The 21,115-nt window shown below is 43.3% G+C and carries 21 protein-coding genes; 15 read left to right on the forward strand and 6 right to left on the reverse strand.

Annotation, left to right across the window (positions count from 1 at the left end; all coding sequences use genetic code 11):
- Positions 1-83: 83 nt before the first annotated feature.
- Genes IJJ71_RS13055 through IJJ71_RS13070 form a run of 4 tightly spaced genes read right to left on the reverse strand, consistent with a single transcriptional unit; the run spans position 84 to position 4,977 of the window.
- Positions 84-1,586 carry a polysaccharide biosynthesis protein gene (locus IJJ71_RS13055; RefSeq protein WP_296847640.1) on the reverse strand — a complete coding sequence of 501 codons (1,503 nt, stop codon included), beginning with the start codon at positions 1,584-1,586 and terminating at the stop codon, positions 84-86.
- Positions 1,570-2,964 carry a GGDEF domain-containing protein gene (locus tag IJJ71_RS13060; RefSeq protein ID WP_296847641.1) on the reverse strand — a complete coding sequence of 465 codons (1,395 nt, stop codon included), beginning with the start codon at positions 2,962-2,964 and terminating at the stop codon, positions 1,570-1,572. The genes IJJ71_RS13055 and IJJ71_RS13060 overlap by 17 nt, the downstream gene beginning before the upstream one ends.
- 50 nt (positions 2,965-3,014) lie before the next feature.
- Positions 3,015-4,013 (reverse strand): TRAP transporter substrate-binding protein, encoded by a 999-nt coding sequence (locus IJJ71_RS13065; RefSeq protein ID WP_296847642.1) that lies wholly within the window; start codon positions 4,011-4,013, stop codon positions 3,015-3,017.
- Positions 4,014-4,026: 13 nt separating this feature from the next.
- Positions 4,027-4,977 (reverse strand): TRAP transporter substrate-binding protein, encoded by a 951-nt coding sequence (locus IJJ71_RS13070; RefSeq protein WP_296847643.1) that lies wholly within the window; start codon positions 4,975-4,977, stop codon positions 4,027-4,029.
- Positions 4,978-5,311: 334 nt separating this feature from the next.
- Here IJJ71_RS13070 and rpsD point away from each other — a divergent pair, with 334 nt between their 5' ends.
- The 8 genes from rpsD (at position 5,312) to mtaB (ending at position 12,970) form a co-directional block, all read left to right on the forward strand.
- A complete protein-coding gene (rpsD, locus tag IJJ71_RS13075; protein ID WP_296847644.1) occupies positions 5,312-5,905 on the forward strand; it encodes a 30S ribosomal protein S4 in 594 nt (197 codons plus the stop codon).
- Between the two features lie 280 nt (positions 5,906-6,185).
- Complete coding sequence (clpB, locus tag IJJ71_RS13080; RefSeq protein ID WP_296847646.1) at positions 6,186-8,780, forward strand: ATP-dependent chaperone ClpB; 2,595 nt, start codon at positions 6,186-6,188, stop codon at positions 8,778-8,780.
- A gap of 127 nt (positions 8,781-8,907) precedes the next feature.
- Positions 8,908-9,195, forward strand: coding sequence for a TRL domain-containing protein (locus tag IJJ71_RS13085; RefSeq protein WP_296847647.1), 288 nt, complete (start codon positions 8,908-8,910; stop codon positions 9,193-9,195).
- 105 nt (positions 9,196-9,300) lie between these two features.
- On the forward strand, positions 9,301-9,825 hold the full coding sequence (locus IJJ71_RS13090) for a hypothetical protein (protein WP_296847648.1): 525 nt from the start codon (positions 9,301-9,303) through the stop codon (positions 9,823-9,825).
- A 57-nt stretch (positions 9,826-9,882) separates the two neighbouring features.
- Complete coding sequence (locus IJJ71_RS13095; RefSeq protein ID WP_296847649.1) at positions 9,883-10,368, forward strand: hypothetical protein; 486 nt, start codon at positions 9,883-9,885, stop codon at positions 10,366-10,368.
- A gap of 140 nt (positions 10,369-10,508) precedes the next feature.
- On the forward strand, positions 10,509-10,871 hold the full coding sequence (locus IJJ71_RS13100) for a bactofilin family protein (protein ID WP_296847650.1): 363 nt from the start codon (positions 10,509-10,511) through the stop codon (positions 10,869-10,871).
- A gap of 13 nt (positions 10,872-10,884) precedes the next feature.
- The gene (locus tag IJJ71_RS13105) at positions 10,885-11,505 is read left to right on the forward strand and encodes a tetratricopeptide repeat protein (protein WP_296847651.1); all 621 of its coding nucleotides are present in this window, start codon (positions 10,885-10,887) and stop codon (positions 11,503-11,505) included.
- Positions 11,506-11,527: 22 nt separating this feature from the next.
- Complete coding sequence (mtaB, locus tag IJJ71_RS13110) at positions 11,528-12,970, forward strand: tRNA (N(6)-L-threonylcarbamoyladenosine(37)-C(2))-methylthiotransferase MtaB (protein ID WP_296847652.1); 1,443 nt, start codon at positions 11,528-11,530, stop codon at positions 12,968-12,970.
- 98 nt (positions 12,971-13,068) lie between these two features.
- Here the strand turns inward: mtaB and IJJ71_RS13115 are convergent, their stop codons facing one another.
- A complete protein-coding gene (locus IJJ71_RS13115) occupies positions 13,069-14,454 on the reverse strand; it encodes an MATE family efflux transporter (protein WP_296847653.1) in 1,386 nt (461 codons plus the stop codon).
- Positions 14,455-14,597: 143 nt separating this feature from the next.
- Between IJJ71_RS13115 and argH the strand changes: the two genes are divergently transcribed.
- Positions 14,598-16,019: an argininosuccinate lyase gene (gene argH, locus IJJ71_RS13120; protein ID WP_296847654.1), complete on the forward strand. Its 1,422-nt coding sequence runs from the start codon at positions 14,598-14,600 to the stop codon at positions 16,017-16,019.
- A gap of 72 nt (positions 16,020-16,091) precedes the next feature.
- On the opposite strand, the gene IJJ71_RS13125 is transcribed toward argH, so the two are convergent.
- Entirely contained in the window at positions 16,092-16,436 is a 345-nt protein-coding gene (locus tag IJJ71_RS13125) for a helix-turn-helix transcriptional regulator (RefSeq protein WP_296847655.1), read from the reverse strand.
- A gap of 148 nt (positions 16,437-16,584) precedes the next feature.
- Between IJJ71_RS13125 and IJJ71_RS13130 the strand changes: the two genes are divergently transcribed.
- Genes IJJ71_RS13130 through IJJ71_RS13155 form a run of 6 tightly spaced genes read left to right on the forward strand, consistent with a single transcriptional unit; the run spans position 16,585 to position 21,114 of the window.
- Positions 16,585-17,355, forward strand: coding sequence for a glycosyltransferase family 2 protein (locus IJJ71_RS13130; RefSeq protein WP_296847656.1), 771 nt, complete (start codon positions 16,585-16,587; stop codon positions 17,353-17,355).
- Positions 17,352-18,107, forward strand: a complete 756-nt coding sequence (locus IJJ71_RS13135; protein ID WP_296847657.1) for a lysylphosphatidylglycerol synthase domain-containing protein — start codon at positions 17,352-17,354, stop codon at positions 18,105-18,107. The genes IJJ71_RS13130 and IJJ71_RS13135 overlap by 4 nt, the downstream gene beginning before the upstream one ends.
- A complete protein-coding gene (locus IJJ71_RS13140; protein WP_296847658.1) occupies positions 18,097-19,557 on the forward strand; it encodes a hypothetical protein in 1,461 nt (486 codons plus the stop codon). The genes IJJ71_RS13135 and IJJ71_RS13140 overlap by 11 nt, the downstream gene beginning before the upstream one ends.
- A complete protein-coding gene (locus IJJ71_RS13145; protein ID WP_296847659.1) occupies positions 19,547-19,957 on the forward strand; it encodes an HAD family hydrolase in 411 nt (136 codons plus the stop codon). The genes IJJ71_RS13140 and IJJ71_RS13145 overlap by 11 nt, the downstream gene beginning before the upstream one ends.
- 11 nt (positions 19,958-19,968) lie before the next feature.
- Entirely contained in the window at positions 19,969-20,700 is a 732-nt protein-coding gene (locus IJJ71_RS13150; RefSeq protein WP_296847660.1) for a glycosyltransferase family 2 protein, read from the forward strand.
- Complete coding sequence (locus IJJ71_RS13155) at positions 20,701-21,114, forward strand: GtrA family protein (protein WP_296847662.1); 414 nt, start codon at positions 20,701-20,703, stop codon at positions 21,112-21,114.
- Position 21,115: the final 1 nt, after the last annotated feature.

Below are 21,115 nucleotides of genomic sequence, written 5' to 3' on the forward strand. Positions count from 1 at the left end.
ATATACGTTTGCCGCTTACGCGGCAGCACAAACAGAGTGTTTTCGTAAGTCGTTTCACTCCCTCGCGTCGTTTTTTAACTCAACTATAAATTCTTGGAATTATCTTTCTTTGTTACTTTATAATATTCATCCAAAGTAGGAACATTCTGGCACAAAATTGAAATCAGCATTTCTTTGTTGCGGAATTTTTCTTCGTCGCCTTTGAAGAAGCAGATTGGCTCCAGTTTTGAGAGAAGAAAGTCCAGCTTTTCATCGCCGAATTCGATGTTTTTTAGGACGAGGAGTTTTTCGTAGTCTGTTTTCTGCGGATTTTCCTCGTCGAGCCAGAGCGGTTCATAGACACGCTCTCCCTCTCTCGCACCGATAATCTTGATTTCAATGTCTTTGCCCGGCTCCAGCCCTGAGAACCTGATGATCTGCTCTGCCATATCGATGATTTTTAACGGCTCGCCCATGTCCAGAAGGTATGACCTGCTGTTTTCGCCTACGCCGCCAGTCTCAAGAACAAGGGAACATGCTTCTGGAATCGTCATGAAAAAGCGTTCCATGTCCTTATCAGTGACTGTGACAGGACCGCCACACTTAATCTGCTGCTGAAACAAAGGAAGAATCGAGCCTCGCGAGCCGAGAACATTTCCGAAACGCACGAACATGAACTTCTGGTTTGAAGCCGCCTTTTTTGCGTATTGAAGCACGAGTTTTTCACAAAGCATTTTGCTCGCACCGTATACGCTGACAGGCGAAACCGCTTTGTCCGTGGAAATAAGGACGAATCTCTGCACATTGCTTTCAATAGCCGCGTCCAGAAGATTTTTTGTGCCGAACACATTGTTTTCGATTACAGCGACAGGATTTTCTTCCATCATCGGAACATGTTTGTAAGCCGCACAATGGAAAATTACATCGGCGTGAGTCTTTCTGATGATGTAGCGAACATATTCCTTGTCCTTCATGTCGCCGATAATCGGAACGACAGTTGCCTTTTCGCCGACTCCTTCCTGCTGAAGAACATGAAGCTCGCGGTAAATCTGCACGATTGAATTCTCTCCGTGCCCGAAAAGATAAAGTCTCTCTGCTCCGCCCGAAAGAAGCTGCCTTGAAAGCTCCGAGCCGATTGAGCCTCCTGCTCCCGTAATCAAAACTCGCTTTCCACGGAGATATTGAAGGCTTTCGTGAAGCGGAATAATCACAGGCGTTCGCCCGAGGATGTCGAGCGGATCGATTTCGCGGGTCTGGACAAAATGAGCCTTTCCGTCAACAATCTGGCTTACGCTTGGCAAAATCCTGATGTGCGCGAATCCGCCTTTTTTTAAGTCCTCGTAAATTTCACGGATTTTTTCGGTTGGTGCGCTCGGAATGGCGATTATTGCCTCGTCGAGTGGCCCGCATCTCAAAAGTTTTGCGACTTCAGAAATCGGCCCCAAAACAGGAATCCCGTCAATCTGCTTCCCGATTAAATTCTTGTCATCATCCAAAAATGCTGAAACTGAGCCGAAAACTTTTTTGCGCTTCAAGTCCTCGGAAATCATCTGGCCGGCAAATCCCGCGCCGATTATATAAATTTGTGAATCACTTTTCTGTAGCATAATTTTCTTCGTAGATTTCGCATCCACGCTTGCCTTTTTCTTTTACTATATAAAGAGCTTTGTCTGCTTTTTTAAACAAATCTTCTGAGAATCCTTCTGCTCCAAATGCAACTCCGACACTGATAGAGACCGGTTTGATGTTATCCTGTATGCTCAGGAGCTTTTCGTTTGCCGTCAGGATCTTTTTCTTGATGATTCTGGCTGCCTTTACCGTGCAGTTCGGAAGAATCGCCGCAAATTCATCGCCTCCGATTCGTGCAATGTAATCTTCTGCTCGGAATGTCTCCGTAAGAATCCGGGCAAGTTCTTTGAGCGCAACATCACCGCCTGCGTGACCGAAATTATCGTTGATGTACTTGAAATTGTCCATATCGATGAGAAGAAGGGCAATAGGATGTTTTTTTTCGGCCGATGTCGTGCAGATTTGGTCAAAGGCCCGACGGTTAAGGATTCCTGTGAGGGCATCGTATTCGGCTTTTTTGAGCAGAGACCTTTCATTCTGAGCCTTCAGCTCGTAAATTTCGTTGTAGCTTTCAGCAAGATGCTTACATTCAAGAGAGCCGATAACATTGAGCTTTTCATCATTGGCGATTGATGCCTTGAATTTTTCGAGCGGAAGAATGACAAGGTAAGCAAACGCAATGAAAAGGATCACATTTATAAGAAGCAATACAAAGAAGAGAATCCGGAGCCTGCGGATGTTTGCTCCCAGTTCGTCTGCATTGATGTTCAGCTCGTCCTTAATCTGCTGCTCGATTGCATTGATTGTGAGCCTGCAGTTTTCGTTAATCCTTGTTTTGTAAATGAGATAGCCTTCACCGAAAAGATTGTTCAGGGCGATTTCATGCAGCTGTTCTTTTGGAATGTCTTCATCAATTGCCCGGATTTGGATTTCACGGATTCTTTCAGGAAGATTATTGCTGCCCATAACTTTGTAGGCCAGCCTGATTGCATAAAGCTCCATGTTAATGAGACTGTTTGCCTGTTCCATTGCTATTTTGAGCCGCTGCAGGGCCAGGTCTTTTTCGGAACAGACTTCTTCAAGATTTTCGAGAGCCTTCTGCTGTCTTTTTGTATTTATGATTTCGTCAAGATAAGAGTGAACATATATTTCTTTGTGAGTTACTACGAAAAGCCTTGCCTGATCCGTAAGATAATTCGCGCTTTCTTTTATAAGCTCAGAACTTTGCTCACATATAATGAATTTATTGATGGCATTTTCAACAGCGTGAAAACGATTGTTTACTGTAGTTGAGATGACAAGAATAAAGCAGAATACGATTGCTGTGAGAATGATGAAAAATAAGTTGAGAGCCTGAATGTTTATTCCTGTCAGTGACTTTTCTTTGCTCGTGTTGCCGTTGTTTTCTTCTTGCACGATCGATACGCTCTTTAAATGTATTTTTAATCTATACATTATATGACAGCTTATTTCGAGAAGTCAAGAATTTCTTTGTAAAGCTCCGGTGCTATGTTTGCTGACTTTGTGATTATGTCGGCGCAAGCTTCCTGCCACGGAGTTATGTCGTTCACGGCCGTAAATTTTGCTCCGTCGGCTTCAAGCTGCATCATTGCTTTGTCTTCGGCTTCCTGAGAGAATTTCCGGCATACTTCGCCAGCGTATTTGCCTGCCTCGATAAGAATCTTCTGCTGGTTTTCAGAAAGTGAATCCCATGCCTCCGCCGCTATTATGACTTCTGTTACGCCAAGCGTGTGGCCGTCGAGAATCATGTAAGGCGCGATTCTGTGGAAGTGATTCGCGAGATAGTTCGCTATTGGCTGCTCGGCTCCGTCCGCAACTCCTGTCTGTAAGGCTGAATATAAATCTGAAAAATTGACTGAGACTGGATTTGTTTTTAGTCCATGAGCGATTCCGAGCATAACCGGGTCTGATGTTACCCTCATCTTGCGCCCGTTGAAATCCTCTATGCTTGTGAGCGGCTGTGTTGCAAAGAAATGCCTGAAACCTTCTTCCCCAAAGAAAAGTCCTCTGATTCCGACATTTTTTTCGTAGGGTTCTGCCAAGACTTGATCTGCCAAAGAGGAATTTGCAAAATTCCAGAAATGATTCTTGCTTGAGAATGTAAATGGGATTGCGAGCAGCATGGATTTTTCACATCCGTAAGAGGCCAGATTGAATGCGGAAATGCGTTCTAGTTGTATTGTTGAGTGGGGCTTTGTAAGAAGTTCCATGATTGTCTGCTCATCGCCGAGAGTGCCGCCGAATTTCAGGTCAACCTTGATTTTGCCGCCGGAAAGCTCTTCTACCTTTTCCTTGAAAGCCTTGTCCATCTCTGCTGAAATCGTTCCTTCGGGATTTACTTCAGCCATTACGAGCGTTACTTCCTTGTCGGATTTTTTGCCGTTACAGCCAGTCAGAATTGATGCAAGAACTGCGACCAAAGATAAGCATAGAAGTTTTTTCATGAAATGCCTCCGGTTATTTGTATTTTGCGTAGTTTATGATTTCGCGGTACAAGTCTGGCTCGGCAGAAGTTCCTTTTTTGATTACATCTGCACATGCCTTTTGCCATGGTTCGTGGTCAGTTACATCAGTGAGAGTTGCGCCTTCTTTTAAAAGCTGCTGTTTTACCTTTTCTTCTTCTGTCTGTGAGAGTTTGCGGCAAAAGTCGGAAGCATATTTTCCTGCTTCAAGAAGGATGTTCTGCTGGTTTTTAGTGAGCGAATCCCAACATTCTGTGGTGATTATTGTTTCCATTATTCCGAGGGTGTGTCCGTCAAAAATCATGTATGGAGCCACGGAATGAAAATGATTTGCGAGATAGTTTGCGATTGGTTGTTCAGCCGCATCAATTACACCTGTCTGCAATGCTGAATACAAATCCGCATAATTTACAGGAATTGAATTTGCCTTGAGACCTTTTAAAAGCCCCTGCATGGCCTCATCATTTGTTCCGCGGACTTTAAGACCTTTGAAATCAGCGACTGACTCGATTTTTTTTGTGGAGAAGAAATGCCTGAAACCTTCCTCGCCGTAGAAAAGTCCTTTAAGACCAAGCCCCGCCTCGACCGGTTCATTTAAAATCTTCTGGCCGGACTCAGAATTTGCGAAACGCCAGAAATGTTCCTTGCTGGAGAATGTGAAAGGTACTGACAAAAGTGCTGATTTTTTGCAGCCGTACATGGCCATGTTTACAGCCGACATGCGGTGAATCTGAATCGTTGAATTTGGTTTGAGCATAAGCTCCATGACTGAATCGACATCGCCAAGAATCCCGGAGCAGTGCAGGTCGATTTTGATTTTTCCTTTTGAAAGTTCCTCAACCTTTGCCTTGAAAGCGTAGTCCATCTGACCGGCAATTGTTTCGGCCGGGTTTACCTCTGCCATTACGAGGGTGATTTCTTTTTCGTCGTCGGCCTTTGCCTTCATATTTTTACAAGATAATAGAAGAAAGAATGATGCTGAGGATAAAATTAATGAAATTAATGCGGAAAATTTTCTGTTCATAATATAAGGCCTCTGGAAAGTGCAGAATTAAATTCGTATACTATGATTCTAAGCCTTTTTGAAATTGCCGTCAACTTTTGAAAATGAAAAAAACAATGAAATATATAGATTTATCTCTTGATTATGATTCTTCATTTTGCTAAAATGTTCTTCACCGTTTAGTTTTTGCTGAATGGTGACTTTGAAAAATCAAGCACCTGAGACTGCATTCAATGTGGAATCTGCCTTGATTAAAATTAATTTTTAGGAGCTTAAAATGGCTACACGACGCAATCCTCGTTTTAAGGAATGTCGAAGACTTGGTGTTAATGTTTGTGGACACCCAAAGGCAATGGACAGAGCTGGCGCACCAGCTTTCAAAAAGACAAAGAAAGCATCTGATTATTCTTTGCACTTGACAGAAAAACAGAAAGTAAAGGCTTATTACAACATCCTTGAAAAACAGCTTCGCCGATACTTCGAGCAGGCTACAAAATCAAAGGAGATGACAGGTGTTGCTCTCTTGGTTGCACTTGAGACTCGCCTTGACAACCTCGTTTACCGCTTGGGATTCGCTTCTTCAATCCGCATGGCTCGCCAGATGGTAAGCCACAAACACATTGAAGTTGACGGAAAAGTAATCAACATCCCTTCTTACGCTGTAAAAGTTGGCTCAACAATCTCTTTGGTAGAGAAAATGCGCCGCAGCGAGCAGTTCAAGTCAACATACCTTTCTAACAACAAGGCTAAACTTGACTACCTCGAGCGTGACGACGACAACTTCACAGGAAAACTTGCTCGTCTTCCACTCCGTTCAGAAATCCCAGTTCAGATCAACGACCAGATGGTAGTTGAATACTACTCTAAATAGGATTTTCTGCGATTTACAAAGCCGCTCCGCTTGGGGCGGTTTTTTTATATCCTCACAGAGCTTTGGAGTGCACAGAGAGCTTTGTGAATGGGAACTTTCTTCTTCTTTAAGAAAATCCTCTGTGTCCTCTGTGGCCCCTACGAGCATAGCTCTTCGGGAGACTCGCTAAAATTGCACCTTGTGCAATTTTTTAACGCTCCCTATCTGTGAGAAATTTAAACTTGCCGATTGGTGCATTTCTTATTATTTTCATATTGAAAGTTAAAAATGGAGGTACACTATGAATTACGAGCAGTTTACCTTAAAAACACAGGACGCTTTGCAGGAGGCCAGTGCGCTTGCACAGCAGAATGATCATTCAGAAATTGGCTTACCGCATCTTCTGGTCGCCATGCTTGAGCAGAAGGACGGAATCACCGTTCCTATAATTGAGCGGATCGGCGTTCAAAAAGAAGCCCTTCTTGAAGCGGCAAAAAATCTGCTTCAAACATATCCGCGTGTTACCGGAAACGTTCAGATGCAGCTTTCTGGTGAAGCCCAGAAAGTTCTTGCTAAGGCCGAAAAGGAAATGTCGGCTCTTAAAGACCAGTTTCTTTCGGTGGAGCATATTCTTCTTGCGATGGCTCAGAGCGATGGCCGCACCGGGGAACTTCTTCGCCAGTACGGAATCACAAAAGAGACGATTCTTGAAGCCTTGAAGAGCGTCCGCGGAAACCAGAAAGTTGATTCTCAGGATCCGGAAAGCAAAATGCAAGCTCTCGAAAAATATTGCACGGATTTGACGGCTCGCGCCCGCCAGGACAAAATTGACCCGGTAATTGGCCGTGATGAAGAAATCCGCCGCGTAATGCAGGTTCTTGTACGCCGAACAAAGAATAATCCTGTTCTGATTGGTGAGCCTGGAGTCGGAAAGACGGCAATTGTCGAAGGTCTTGCCCGCCGAATTGCACAGGGCGATGTTCCAGAATCGCTCAAAAACAAGCGACTCCTTTCTCTGGATATGGGAAGTCTTGTCGCAGGTGCGAAATTCCGCGGTGAGTTTGAGGAGCGATTGAAGGCCGTAATCACCGAAGTTACAAAATCCGAAGGTCAGATAATTCTTTTCATCGATGAGCTTCATACAATTGTAGGGGCTGGAGCAAGCGAAGGCAGCATGGACGCGAGCAATTTGCTCAAACCTGCCCTTGCCCGAGGTGAACTGAAGGCAATTGGTGCCACGACTCTCAACGAATACCGAAAGTACATAGAAAAAGATGCCGCATTGGAGAGACGCTTCCAGCAGGTTTATTGTGCTGAGCCGAATGTGGAGGACACGATTGCGATTTTGCGAGGACTTCGTGACAAGTATGAGATTCATCACGGCGTTAAAATCAACGATGAGGCACTTGTCGCCGCCGCAACTCTTTCAAACCGCTACATTACGAACAGATTTTTGCCTGATAAGGCCATTGACCTGGTTGACGAAGCCGCAAGCCGACTTAAGATGGAAATTGAGAGCGAGCCGACCGAACTTGACCAGCTTGAGCGAAAAATCCTTCAGCTTCAGATTGAAAAACAGTCGCTTTCAAAGGAAGACGATGCCGCCTCAAAAGAGCGGTTGCAGAAACTTGAAAAGGAACTTGCCGAAGTTGTTTCAAATCGTGACGCCATGAGGCTTAAATGGCAGAACGAAAAGGCAGAAATCAATAAGAGCCGTGAGCTGAAGGAAAAACTTGAGGCCGCCCGCTTTGAGGAAGAAAAATACACCCGCGAGGGAGATTTCAATAAGGCCGCAGAATTGAAGTACGGCACGATTCCAGCTCTGGAAAAGGAACTTCTGGAAGCGCAGAAAGCTGATGAAGCTCGGCACTCAAAAGAAGACAACGGAGTGTCAGATTCACTTTTGAGGCAGGAAGTTACCGAAGAGGACATTGCCCGCGTCGTAAGCACTTGGACTGGAATCCCGATTGCAAAAATGCTCACGAGCGAAAAGCAGAAATATATTCAGCTCGAAAATGTCCTTCACAAGCGTGTTATCGGGCAGGACGAGGCGGTTAGCGTTGTAAGCGATGCAATCCGCCGAAACAGGGCAGGTCTCAACGACCCGAATCGCCCGCTCGGAAGCTTTATGTTCATAGGACCTACTGGCGTTGGAAAGACTGAGCTTGCAAAAACTCTGGCAGACTTCCTCTTTAACGACGAAAAGGCTCTCACCAGAATCGATATGTCGGAGTATATGGAAAAATTCAGCGTGACCCGCCTGATTGGTGCTCCTCCGGGATATGTCGGCTACGATGAGGGCGGCCAGCTCACAGAGGCCGTTCGCCGCAGGCCATACAGCGTAATTCTGTTCGATGAAGTTGAGAAAGCTCATCCTGATGTTTTCAACGTGCTCTTGCAGGTGCTTGATGACGGCCGTCTCACAGACGGACAGGGCAGGGTGGTTGACTTCAAGAACACGATTATCATCATGACAAGCAACCTCGGAAGTGATTTGATTCTGGATGCCGACACTCCTGATAAGATGACAGCCGTTCGTCCTGCGGTGGATGTCCTTTTGAAAAAGACTTTCCGCCCTGAATTCCTGAATCGAATCGACGAAATCGTAATGTTCGGCCGGCTTTCAAAAGACTGCATCGGCGGAATCGTTAAGAATCAGCTGGAGCGCGTAAAAGCCCGCCTTGCTGACCGAAGAATTGCACTCGAATTTGACCAGAGCGCAATCGACTTTTTGAGCGACGCTGGCTATGACCCGGCCTTTGGTGCGCGTCCTGTTAAAAGAGCTGTACAGACCTATGTCGAGAATCCTCTTGCAAAGGAAATTCTCTCCGGCCGCTTCGGTGAGGACTCAAAAATCAATGTGAAGTCTGGTGCGGATGGTTTGATTTTTGTATAAAAAAATACAGGAAAAAATCCGCTTTTTTTAACGAAAAACTGTCAAGAAAAATTTAAAGATTTCTCTTGACAGATACATAAACTTAAGCTAACATTAAATTATCTTTTTTATAAACGGAGGAATGAAAATGAAAAAGGTTTTTGGTGCAGTTCTTGCAACAGCAGCTTTGGCTCTCGCAGTAAGCTGTACAACAGTATCACCACGCACATCAGATGCAGGTGCTTCTGCTAACGCTAAACGCGGTGAGGCTACAGGTGGATTCTTGTTCGGAATTCTCCCAGTAACATCTGCTGACTACAGCATCTCAACTGCAGCTGCTAACGGTGGAATCACAAAGATCGCTACTGTTGACTTGAAAACTTACAGCTTGCTCGGTATTTGGGTAACAAAAACAACTATCGTAACAGGTGAGTAATCAGCACCAAATTAATTAGTTGGGAAGCCGAAAGGAGAAATCCGAGTAGGCTTTTTTTTATTTATAATCACTTTCAATTCCAAAAATCAATAAATTCTAAAATCTATGAAAAAGTCATTTGTTTTATTAGTTTCGGTTATTCTGTCTGTTTTGTTCCTTTCTTGTGAATCAAAATCTAAGCCAAATCTTTTGGGAAAATGGGAAGCAAAACTTACATTGAAGTCTGAACTTGCATCTAAGGCTGACGGCTCACAGGCTCCGCAGGCATATTTGTACACAAAGCAGAATATAACCCTTGCTTTTGCAGAGGGCGGAACATACACCAGAAAGATCTTGCAGATTGTTGACAAGGTTGAGCTTCTTAATTCGGCTGAGGATCCAGAGGCTGCAAAAGAGTATTTGGCACAGTTCTACAACAAAGACCTTACTTTTGACGGCGAATACACTCAGGAAAGCTCTGCAATCACTTTCAATGTCGATACAGTTCAGGGCGGGGACGGCGAGCCTCTTCCGTATGAGGAATACTTTGTAAAAGATCCTTCAATCGGCGATAATTCTTATTCATCGGGCTACGAGTTTAAGGACGGCGTTCTTTTTGTTGACGGAATTAAATTCAAAAAGGTTGAGTAGGCTTAAAACTGCTTTTTGGGTCTGCAATCTTTTTGATTTTTTAGTATAATGGCAGAAATGAAACGAAAATTTTTACTGATTCCTGTTTTTTTCTGCCTCTGCACATTTTCTTTTGCTAAGGCGGGGCTTGGCGGGGCATTTTCTTACAATGTTTCGACAACCCCGATTTCTTTTGCTTCTTTTACTGCGCGAAGCGATGAGTCTCCGTGGTGCGTTTTTTTCAATGCCGGCCTTAAAAAAAAGTGCGTGACGGCCTTTGTCGATAACTGGTTCATAAACGAGCGGATTTCAAATCATGTTGATTATTATGTGCTCTGGGGCCTGAGTTTCGGGGCGAGATTCGATGATGACGAGTATTTTCTTGCGACAGGCTCAAGGCTTGGTGCCGGGTTGGATTTTTTCTTTTTGGAGCGACGGCTTGAATTTTTTGCACAGGCCGTGTATGAGCCGTATTACGGAGCCAGAAAAACGGACGATGACTGGAAGCCTTTTATCCGGCCTGTAAATTTCCCATGCTCAGCAGGATTAAGGCTTTGGTTTTAAGAACAGCCGCTCCGCTATGGAACCCCGAAGTAGCCGCAAGGCTATGAGCGTTAGCGAAGGGTGGAACAGCGGCAGCCGGTTCTGTTGCGCCTTTTTTGTATTATTGAAAAAAAATCCCATAGATTGTAATATAGATTGATATGTTCGATGTAAAAGATTCTGATTTTTTTGCTGTCGAGGAAGAGGATTTCGACACGATTCTTGCTCCTGATATTAATTTCAGGGGAACGATTCGATTTACAAAGCCATTTATGATTCGTGGCGTGGTAACAGGTTCTATAGATGCCACGAGTGATCTTGTCGTTGACAATGATGCTGTCGTTACCGCAGGAATAAATGCTTCCAGGGTTCTTGTCCGTGGCAAGGTTGAGGGCGACATTACCGCCAAGGAAATTGTTTTTGTTACGGCATCTGGTTCTGTCAACGGCGATATTGTCTCAAAAGAAGTAGTTCTGGAGCCTGGCGCACATTTCTCAGGCAAATGTACGATGACAGGTCAATAATATAGAGGATTTTATGAAAAAGTTATTTTTGATTTCTGCTTTTATTTTTTTAATTTCAGGCATTTTTGCGCAGTCAAAGCCTGATGCCCTTGTTTTGTACCGTAACGGCAATTATCCTGAGGCAATTAAAATCTGTGAGCAGGAGATTATCACCAATCCAAAGAATATTGATTCTTACTGCGTTCTCTGCTGGTCACTCGTCCGAAACCGCCAGTATGCCGAAGCCGAAGTTCGCTCAGTAGAAGCCCGAAAAGTTGCTCCAAATGATGTTCGCCTCATGGAAGTGCTTGGCGAGGCAAAATATTATCAGGGCAAGAACAACGAGGCTCTTGAAATGTTCCGCACATACATTGCGAACGCTCCTGCAAATGCTGCCCGAATCGGAAATGCTTACTATTATATGGGGGAAATTTACATCCGTCAGGGAAAGTATCAGCACGCCGACATTTCCATGACAACCGCCGTTTACACAGAGCCGCTTGTTGATTTGTGGTGGACTCGCTGCGGATATGCTCGTGAAATGGCTGGCAGCTACGCCTCAGCACTCGACGCATATTCAAAGGCAATCGAGCTGAACGCTTCTCAGGCCGATGCTGCCCGCGGAAAAGAGCGTGTTGCCGCACGATTAAGATAGCGCGAATTTTCACGGAGAAAAAGTGAACAAAACAATTCATTTTGAAACATTGGGCTGCCGTCTCAATCAGGTTGAGAGCGAGGGTGCAGCCCGCTTTTTTAGTGACTCAGATTTTTCTGTCACGATGGAGCCTTTTACGGCTAAGTCTTTTGATGAAAGCGTTGTCCTTTGCGTGGTCAACACATGCACGGTCACAGCCAAAGCCGAGCAAAAAGCCCGAAGAATTATCCGAATGTTGCTTAAATGCTGCCCGAATTCTGCAGTTGCTGTGACTGGCTGCTACGCTCAGCTTGACCAAAAAGAAATCATGGCGATTGACGAGCGGGTTTGCGTTCTCGGCGGTCAGCACAAAGGAAGCCTTGCGGATTTGCCGCCGCTTCTCAAAAATCTTCTTGAACAAAATCCAAATCTTTCCGGTTCAGAAATTTCTCGTGAAGTTCAGAAAATCTTCGATAAGGAAAATAATTCTTCTGAGCGGAACGTGATTACATCTCCTTTCCGTCTTGCAACTGAGACTTTCATAAATCATTCCCGTTCTTCCCTCAAAATTCAGGACGGATGTAACTGTGTGTGCACTTACTGCCGAATCCGCCTTGCGCGTGGAAAATCAGTTTCTCTGGCCGCAAGCGAAGTTATTGAGCGAGTTAAAAAACTTGAAGAAGCGGGACAGAGTGAAGTCGTCATTACAACGGTTAATATTGGTCAGTATGTGAGTGAATACGAAGGAAAAGTCGTGCGCTTTGCCGAAGTGCTGGAGCTTGTTCTTGCCAACACACAGAAAATCGGGATCCGCATTTCGAGCCTTTATCCTGAGATTGTCAATGAAAAGCTCGCTGTTGTTCTTGCGAATCCGAGAGTGCGACCATATTTCCATATTTCTGTTCAGAGCGGAAGTGATGCCGTTCTTGCCAAGATGAAGCGACCGTACAAAATCGAAGCCGTTTACCGTGCCACAGAACTTTTGCGAAAAGCAAAGAAAAATCCGTTCCTTGCGTGTGACATCATTGCGGGGTTCCCTGGTGAGAGCGACGAAGATTTTGATTTGACACTCAAAATGCTTAAAGAATGTGGATTTACTTTCGTTCACGCATTTCCGTTCAGTCCACGGCCTGGAACAGAGGCTTTTAAAATGCGCCCGATGGTTCCGAACTATATTACGGACAAACGAATTGCCGCCCTCGAAGAATTCAACAAAAAGTCAAAGACCGAATACATCAATTCCTTTGTTGGGCAAGCACTCCCTGCCGTGTGTGAGACCGTTCACCGCGCAAAAATTTTCAAAGACCGCGTGATAATCCATGCCGTCACCGAAAATTTCCTGCACTGTCAGCTCAATTTTTCTACAAAGGATGCGAACCTGCCTGTTGCGGGAACAGAAGTCCGTGTCAAAATCCTGCGCCCTCTCAACGATAGTGAAAAAACTGGCGAGAGCGATACTTTGGCGGAAGTGTGCAAGGGATTGTAGGGGCGCGATGCGTTCGACGGTTGGCTATGCCGACTGTCGAATGGAGCCGAAAGGCGGAACCCCGAAAAGCCCGACCGCCGCTTGTCGGCGGTTGCACCCTAATTTGTCAGATTTTTAAGCCACCTTTCTTTTTTTAGCCAGATGTGGAAGACCACGAGCTTTACTAAATCCAGGAGTTTTACGCATAAAAAGAGCTTTACCGGGCTGATTTTTGTGAGAATTCCGAGGCTTAGAACCAGCGGAATCATCACGAAAATTGTGATTACGGCATCTGTTGAGGCTCCCATTGCCGTGTCGCCGCCAGCGCGTGCTATTGCCTGCTGAGAATTCATGTAGACCCAGACCGGCATGAAAAATGACATCAGAATGACCATGCTTCGGCAGATTGAGATTGCGCTTTCGCTGAGCCGGCCGAATACAACAGGTACGAGAAGTGTGGTCGCAAAGCCGAAAGCCATCATGATTGTGCCAAAAACTGCCGATCCCGACAAAAGCCATGTTTTTTGCTCACGAGCTTTTTCAAGTTCTCCGCTGCCGAGCGTCTTTCCGATGATGACTGCCGTTGCGTTGTAAATTCCGCCGAACGCGATGAAGAAAAGGTTTGCGATTGCGAAACTTGATGCCATGCCGGAAACGACATCCGCGCCGCCCCTTCCGTTGTAGATTGCGGTTGTGACAGTTTCAGAAGATACCCAGACCATTTCGCAGAAAAGTACGAGCGCGCCTTTTTTGAGAATTTCGCAGAAAAGTTTTCTATTTATATGGAAGAATTTTAACGGATTGAATGCGAAGTCCGGCCTGATTCTTGCATAAATCACGAGAAAAATCATGAATTCGACGGAACGAGCGATGACGGTAGCGATTGCAGCGCCCTCAACTCCGAGCCGTGGAAAGCCGAGATTTCCGTAAATCAAAAGCCAGTTGAAAAGAGTGTTCGTGAGGGTTGCGATAATCGTGACTACGAGCGGAATCCTGACCCGCCCCATGTCGCGAAGGGAGCTTGCGATGCACATTGAGATTGTCATAGGAACTCCCATCCAGAACATGATTCGGATGTATTTTACGGCTTCGTCAAGAATTTGCTCTGCCTGAGTGTTTCCAATCAGCATGAATGAAAGAAGTTTTCGCGGAAAAACAACGCAGACCAAAAAGTAGGGCACTACGGCGGCAAGACCAACCAGAAGCTTGAACCGGAAGGCCTGCTTCATTCCCTCGGAATCTTTGGCACCGAAAAATTGAGTCATGAAAATTCCGCCGGACATGCAGATTGTGTTTACGAAGACCATGAAAATGAAGAGAATCTGTCCGGCAACATTTACGCCTGACATAGAGATGTCGCCAAGACCTGAGACCATGAAATTGTCAATCAGTGAAACCATGTTCTGAATGAGCTGCTGGAGCATAATCGGAACTGCAATAGTGAGAGCCGAGCGGTAAAAACGGGCTGGTGCGAAAAATCGGAAAGATTGTGTTTTTGTTGGCATTATTTTGTCTCCAAAAATTGATTTCGTGAGGTTGATTTTGCGAGGTATTTCGTGAATCTAAGATTGTAGCACAAAATAAAGTTTAGTGAAGTGCTGATTAAATCTATTTTCAAAAATCTTTAATTTTGTTATAGTTACTATGTATGGAAACAAAAAACACTCCTCATGGAACAATTACTGACAATAATCACGCCGCTTTGTGGCACGGTCGATTCGCCGAAGGGCCGGATGCCGCTGCCGTAGAATTTGAAACTTCTATTCATGTTGATGAGCGCATGGCTCTTGATGATATCCGTGCTTCAAAGGCTCATGCCGCAATGCTTGCTAAGCAGGGAATTATTTCAGCCGAGGAGAACAAGGCAATTCAGGATGGTCTTTCTTCTATAGAGAAGGATTTGCAGTCTGGCGCGCTTTCAATCGATTATTCTGCCGAAGACATTCATTCCTTTGTTGAGGCCACTTTGACTGACAGAATCGGAGACCCAGGCCGAAAGCTTCACACAGGCCGCAGTCGAAACGACCAGATTGCTTTGGACGAGCGGCTTTATCTTCGCCGTGTGATTCCGGATTTGCAGAAAGCGATTGCTTCTCTTATCAACACTCTCGCAGATATTGCAGAAAAACATAAAACTTCGCTTTTGACTGGCTACACTCATACTCAGCACGCTCAGCCGGGAAGCCTTGCCCAGCATTTGTGCGCGTGGGGCTTCATGCTTGCGCGTGACTTGGAGCGTCTTTCGGATTCTCTTAAGCGTGTTTCTCTTTCTCCTTTGGGAAGCGGTGCTCTCATGGGGTCAACTCTGCCTCTCGACCGAGAATTTGTCGCCAAGGAGCTTGGATTTGAGGGAGCTACTTACAATTCTCTTGATTCCGTCTCTGACCGCGACTACTGCATTGAGTTCACTTCGGACTTTGCGATTTTGCAGCAGCACCTCAGCCGCATGTGCGAGGAAGTTGTTTTGTGGTCTACCACTGAATTCGGTTTTATCAATTTGAGTGAAAAATGGTCTACAGGCTCTTCAATCATGCCACAAAAAAAGAATCCTGACTTTGCCGAGCTTATCCGTGGTCGCACTGGCAAGGTTTACGGCGATTTAATCAATCTTCTTGTGATGATGAAAGGTCTTCCGCTTGCTTATGACCGTGACATGCAGGAAGACAAGGCTCCGCTTTTTGAAGCTTTGGACTGCGTTCAGGGGAATGTAATCGTTTTTGAGGCGATGATTGCAAGTGCAGAGTGGAACCTTCCAAAAATGGAAGAAAGCTGTTTCGGCGGTTTTGCGAATGCCACTGATGTTGCCGACTACTTGGTGCGAAAGGGACTGCCTTTCCGTCTTGCGCATGGAGTGAGCGCGAAATGTGTTCGTCTTGCAATTGATTCAGGGCTTTCTGCAATCGAAGAATTGAAGCTTTCCGATATGAAAAAGATTTCTCCGCTTTTTGAAGAAGACATCTTTGACTGCATCACGCCAAAAGCCTGCATGGAAGGCCGAAAAACAACCGGCGGACCTGGAGCAATCGACAAGCAGATTGAAGTCTTGAAATCGTTCTGTGAGAAGTATTAAAAAGACACTGATTACACTGATTTTCACGAATTAAAGCTTAGAAATTAGTGTTTATTTGTGTAATTCGTGTCCCTATTTTTTATGGCGTTTTTGAAGTTGCTCTGCCAAGGCTGTAATTGCTTCGATGTCGATTTCATCAAGATTTGAAAAATATTGTAATAATTTTCTTATTTTGGGTGTTCCCAAAGTTATTGATTTCAGATCTTGTGGCATTAAATTTTCACCAGTTAAAAGATACTCTACCGAAACTCCTAATGCCTGAGCAATTCTAAATGCGTTTGTGGCAGACGGATCGTTTGAATTTTTCGTGAGATAATTGTCTATTGTTTTTCTGTTTATTCCAGTTTTTGCTGCTAGTTCCTTTACTTTTATATCTTGATATTCAAGTTCGCTTTTTAAATTTTCCCTAAATTCCATTATTAAAACATAAATTACTTAAAAATGAGCAAATTGTTCTAGGGTTTACTTGTATTTAGGAATCTGATAAAATATTTTCTTGAATTTAAGAAATATATCTTATTTTTAAGGATTCTTATTTATGCCTAAAATTTTATTATTTATTCCAATGTATAACTGTGAAAAGCAGATTGTTCGCGTGCTGAATCAGTTGAAAGGTGAAATCTGTAATTATATTACAGAAGTTATAATTGTAAACAACCGAAGCAGTGACAACGGAGAAAGTGCCGTACAGAATTACCTTTGTGAAAATGATTCGAATCTTCCTGTTTCGCTGTTACGAAATGATGAAAACTACGGACTTGGAGGCTCACATAAAGTTGCATTCGATTATGCGATTGAAAACGGGTTCGATTATGTCATAGTTCTGCATGGTGATGACCAGGGCGACATCGCAAACATTCTTCCATATCTAAAAAACCGGGAATACGAAAATTATGACTGCTTTCTTGGCGCTCGATTTATGAAAGACTCAAAACTACAGGGCTACTCAAAGTTCCGAACTTTTGGAAACAGAGTTTATGATCTTCTGTTTTCGATTGGAACCGGGCACTTTGTCTATGACCTTGGATCAGGACTCAACATGTACAAAATCGACGTCTTGAAATCCCGCTTCTGGGAAAAATACAAGGATAACCTCATGTTCAATTACTGCATGGTTTTAGGCTCTGCGTTTTACAAGCATAAAGTCCGCTATTTTCCGATTTTGTGGCGTGAAGATGATCAGGTTTCAAATGTAAAGATGATGAATCAGGCGCTCGTAGTCCTAAAACTGCTCGGTTCATACATTCTGAACAAGAAGAAGTTTATTAATGGCGAGCACCGGGATAAACCGATTGAAAAATACACGGCTCAGGTTGTTTTCACGACAAAAAAATGAAATATCAAGCAATACTCTTAGTTACAGTTTTCCTCGTTTATTCTCTGAAAGCATTTCGCTTTTATTTTCTCCTCGTTGGTGAAGGTGTTTCAGCCTTAAAATATCTTAGACTTTTTGCAATTACTACGCTTGTAAATATTGTAATTCCGTTTAAGACCGGTGAGATTTTCAGGATTTTCAGGTTCGGGCATCTTACAAAAAGCTATATAAAAGGAGTTTCGATTGTTCTTCTGGACCGATTCGTTGACACGATTTCTATTCTCTTGATTTTTGCGACAATGAATTTTTTAGGAAATTATAGGCTCGGACGTATTTTCTTTCTTCTTGCGGCTGTCTCCATGTTCATTGCACTTTGTTTTTTTATCATGCCTGGCATGATGGAGTTTTGGAACGAATATTTTATAAAGACACGCCCTTCTAACCGCCATTTGCGAGGGCTTTTCCTAATCAAAAAAATCAAAACCATATACGTGGAGATAAGGAATCTTGTAAAGGGGCGTTTTTTCGTGCTTTTTACGCTCTCAGTTTTCTCATGGCTCCTTGAAATCGGTTCCCTTTTTCTTTGCAGAAATTTTTTCGACTCTGATTCTGACACTTTGGTTTCGGATTACCTTTCTGTTGCACTTACGGGAAAAGAGTTTGAGCCACAGAGAAATTTCGTGATGGCAGGAGTGGTTTTTCTGTCGTCTGTGTATGTGATTATTATTTTGATTCAGCTTGTAAAAAAATTGGAGCATAAAAATGGCAGATAAGATTCTTGTGATATTTGATGATACAAATGAAAAAAGTGAAGTCATAAAGGATGTAATCGGGAGAAAAGGTTTTGGCGATGTAATTGTAAAAAAGCGTCGTCTTGAATCGTATTTTTCAGATTCTATCGGAAAAATTTTCCATGAATTCAAACTTATTCCTGTAAAATCATTCTTTGAGTTCGGTGATTTAGTAAAAAAACTTGAAAACACAGATGAGAATGCAAAAATTCTTCATTTCTTTTCTGATTTCATAATTTCTGATGTTGAAAAAGCCTCGCTTTCGTTGAAGAAACTGTTTTTTATTGAAAAAACATACCGTGTACTTTATGGGAATTCAGCATCTCTTTTGATGTTCAAAAGTCCAAAGGAGTATGTAAAATTCCTAAACGAGTCCATTGCGGAAGACTCGACGCTTGCTGCTTCTTCAAAAATTGAAGATTCATTTGAAATCGAGGGGCTTACGAACATAGGAAGCGTAGGAAATTTCATTCAGGTTGTTGCCGGAAATTTTGACGCAAGATATTTCAACACCCTTCACGGTGATGAATACACGCTTGTGAAGAGTTCTTCAAATAAAAGAAAAATCAAGGCTGAATATAGCTTTTACCACCTCCTGCCGGAAGACATGAAATTCTGGTTTGTCATGCCGTTCAACTATAAGGAAGAGAAAGAAAAGGCAAGCTACACGATGGAACGGCTCCACATGACAGACCTTGCAATAAAATGGGTTCATGGTTCCATTGACAAAGCAGAGTTTTCAAAAATTTTGGACAAATATTTTTATTTTTTCAAATGCCGCCATTCAAAAGGAATTTCTCAGGCAGAATACGAGAAAATTTCACAGAAACTGTATGTTGACAAGGTAAAAGAGCGGCTGGAAGACTTAAAGAAACTTTCAGCGTTCAAACCGATAGCGGATTTGATGAAAACGAGCTGTTCTTTATGCGATGTTGATTCCCTTTTTGAAAAATACATTTTGCTCAAAGAAAAAATCGAACACCAGAATAAATATCAGTACGTTTCTGTAATCGGACATGGTGACCCATGTTTTGCAAACGTTATGTACAACAAATCCACGGAGCTTATGAAATTCATTGATCCGAAAGGGGCTTTGAGCGAGGAAGAATTGTGGACAAACCCGTATTACGATATCGCAAAACTCAGCCATTCAATTTGCGGGCGCTATGATTTTTTCAACAACGCGCTTTTTGACATAAGCATAAACGAGGAATTCAAGGCGGAATTGAAAATCGATTTTGACAATTCTGCATACAAGGAACTTTTCTGCAAAAAACTTTTAGAAAACGGCTTTGACTATCTTACTGTAAGAATCTACGAGGCTTCGCTTTTTATATCGATGCTTCCGCTACATATTGATTACCCGCACAAGGTTTTCGGCTTCATTTTAAACGCAATAAACATTCTGGAGGAAATAGAAAATGAAATCTGAGGATTTTAAGGATTATTCTTTTGTATTCGACATTGACGGCACTCTTTGTCCAATAAAAAAGAAGGAAGAAAAATACGAGGACTTGGTTCCGTTCAAGGAAATAGTTGATAAGCTCCGCTGGTACAAAGAAAACGGCGCAAAGATTGTGCTTTTTACCAGCCGAAACATGAACTCTTATAACGGAAATCTCGGTGTAATCAACAAAAATACTGCCAAGATTCTTCTGTCATGGCTTGATAAATGGGATATTCCTTATGATGAGATTATTTACGGAAAGCCCTGGCCGGGGCACAAGGGATTCTATGTTGATGACAGAACAATCCGCCCTGACGAGTTTTTGAACAAATCTGTGGAAGAACTGAATGAAATCTGCAAGTCTTCGCAGTGCAAGCCGGAATAGGAGTTTGAACTATGAGCAAGATTGATGTTGTAATCACAATGGGCGGACTCGGCTCGCGCTTTCGCAAGGCCGGATATGATGTCCCAAAGTACATGATTGAGGCAAAGGGAAAGACTCTTTTTGAATGGTCAATGATTAGTCTTGATGGATTTAAGGACAATGTGAACCAGTACATCTTCATTGCAATGAAAGATGAAAAGAGTGATGCAGAATCATTCGTCAATATGAAGTGTGCTGAGCTAGAGATCACTAATTTTCATGTAATCCTAATCGATTACCTTACGGATGGTCAGGCAACGACGGCAATGCTCGCTTCAAAATACTGGAAAAAGGAAAACGCGCTCCTCATTTATAACATCGACACTTATGTAGAAAGCGGTGCGATGAATTCAAACCAGATTCGGGGTGCCGGTTTTATTCCGTGCTTTAAGGCGGAAGGTACTCATTGGAGTTTTGTTCGCCTTGATGAACGCGGAAAAGCCGTTGAAATTAGGGAAAAGGAACGGATAAGTGATAACTGTACTCTTGGTGCATATTATTTTAAAACCTGCGCTTTGTACGAGTGCCTTTACAACGAATACTATAAAGATTCGAAGAATCTTGTGAATGGTGAAAAATATGTAGCTCCGCTTTACAACTTCCTGCTTGAAAAAGGCGGTGATATTTACATCGCTGACATCCCGTGCGAAAAGGTTCATGTGCTTGGCACACCGGAAGAATTGAAGGTGTTTTTGGATAAATAAATGAAAAACTTATTTGTTCAAGCCGTAAAATTCTTCGGCATTAGTGGAATCGGCTGGCTTTTGGATTTCGGCATATATACGGTTTTGGGATTTTTTTTCCATAACTTGTTTTTGAATAACATAATCAGCTCGTGGGTTGGCGTGACTTTTACATTCATCTTCTCGAACCGATCCGTGTTCAAGAGCAACAGCAGGATTCCTGTGCAGGCGAAATACTTTCTGTATCTTGTGTATCAGGTCATGCTTATTTTTGTGATTTCAAAGGCTCTTCAGTTCGTTGACGCACAAATCCTTCGTATTTTTGATGCGGAAATTATTGTCAAAAGTTCTTTTCTGATTGCAAAAATATTGGTCACGCCAGTGACTATGTTTCTTAACTTTGTGGTAATGAAAATCTTATTGGAGAAAATGTAAT

The sequence above is a fragment of the Treponema sp. genome, from assembly GCF_017430385.1.
Lineage (GTDB): Bacteria > Spirochaetota > Spirochaetia > Treponematales > Treponemataceae > Treponema_D.

Excerpts from the sequence above, each read along its gene's own strand:
- clpB (WP_296847646.1), top strand. The coding sequence starts at position 6,186 with ATGAATTACGAGCAGTTTACCTTAAAAACACAGGACGCTTTGCAGGAG.
- IJJ71_RS13130 (WP_296847656.1), top strand. The coding sequence starts at position 16,585 with ATGTATAACTGTGAAAAGCAGATTGTTCGCGTGCTGAATCAGTTGAAA.
- IJJ71_RS13070 (WP_296847643.1), bottom strand. The coding sequence starts at position 4,977 with ATGAAGGCAAAGGCCGACGACGAAAAAGAAATCACCCTCGTAATGGCA.
- IJJ71_RS13105 (WP_296847651.1), top strand. The coding sequence starts at position 10,885 with ATGAAAAAGTTATTTTTGATTTCTGCTTTTATTTTTTTAATTTCAGGC.
- IJJ71_RS13155 (WP_296847662.1), top strand. The coding sequence starts at position 20,701 with ATGAAAAACTTATTTGTTCAAGCCGTAAAATTCTTCGGCATTAGTGGA.
- rpsD (WP_296847644.1), top strand. The coding sequence starts at position 5,312 with ATGGCTACACGACGCAATCCTCGTTTTAAGGAATGTCGAAGACTTGGT.
- IJJ71_RS13055 (WP_296847640.1), bottom strand. The coding sequence starts at position 1,586 with ATGCTACAGAAAAGTGATTCACAAATTTATATAATCGGCGCGGGATTT.
- IJJ71_RS13135 (WP_296847657.1), top strand. The coding sequence starts at position 17,352 with ATGAAATATCAAGCAATACTCTTAGTTACAGTTTTCCTCGTTTATTCT.
- IJJ71_RS13115 (WP_296847653.1), bottom strand. The coding sequence starts at position 14,454 with ATGCCAACAAAAACACAATCTTTCCGATTTTTCGCACCAGCCCGTTTT.
- argH (WP_296847654.1), top strand. The coding sequence starts at position 14,598 with ATGGAAACAAAAAACACTCCTCATGGAACAATTACTGACAATAATCAC.
- IJJ71_RS13145 (WP_296847659.1), top strand. The coding sequence starts at position 19,547 with ATGAAATCTGAGGATTTTAAGGATTATTCTTTTGTATTCGACATTGAC.
- IJJ71_RS13150 (WP_296847660.1), top strand. The coding sequence starts at position 19,969 with ATGAGCAAGATTGATGTTGTAATCACAATGGGCGGACTCGGCTCGCGC.
- IJJ71_RS13090 (WP_296847648.1), top strand. The coding sequence starts at position 9,301 with ATGAAAAAGTCATTTGTTTTATTAGTTTCGGTTATTCTGTCTGTTTTG.
- IJJ71_RS13100 (WP_296847650.1), top strand. The coding sequence starts at position 10,509 with ATGTTCGATGTAAAAGATTCTGATTTTTTTGCTGTCGAGGAAGAGGAT.
- IJJ71_RS13085 (WP_296847647.1), top strand. The coding sequence starts at position 8,908 with ATGAAAAAGGTTTTTGGTGCAGTTCTTGCAACAGCAGCTTTGGCTCTC.
- IJJ71_RS13140 (WP_296847658.1), top strand. The coding sequence starts at position 18,097 with ATGGCAGATAAGATTCTTGTGATATTTGATGATACAAATGAAAAAAGT.
- IJJ71_RS13125 (WP_296847655.1), bottom strand. The coding sequence starts at position 16,436 with ATGGAATTTAGGGAAAATTTAAAAAGCGAACTTGAATATCAAGATATA.
- IJJ71_RS13065 (WP_296847642.1), bottom strand. The coding sequence starts at position 4,013 with ATGAAAAAACTTCTATGCTTATCTTTGGTCGCAGTTCTTGCATCAATT.
- IJJ71_RS13095 (WP_296847649.1), top strand. The coding sequence starts at position 9,883 with ATGAAACGAAAATTTTTACTGATTCCTGTTTTTTTCTGCCTCTGCACA.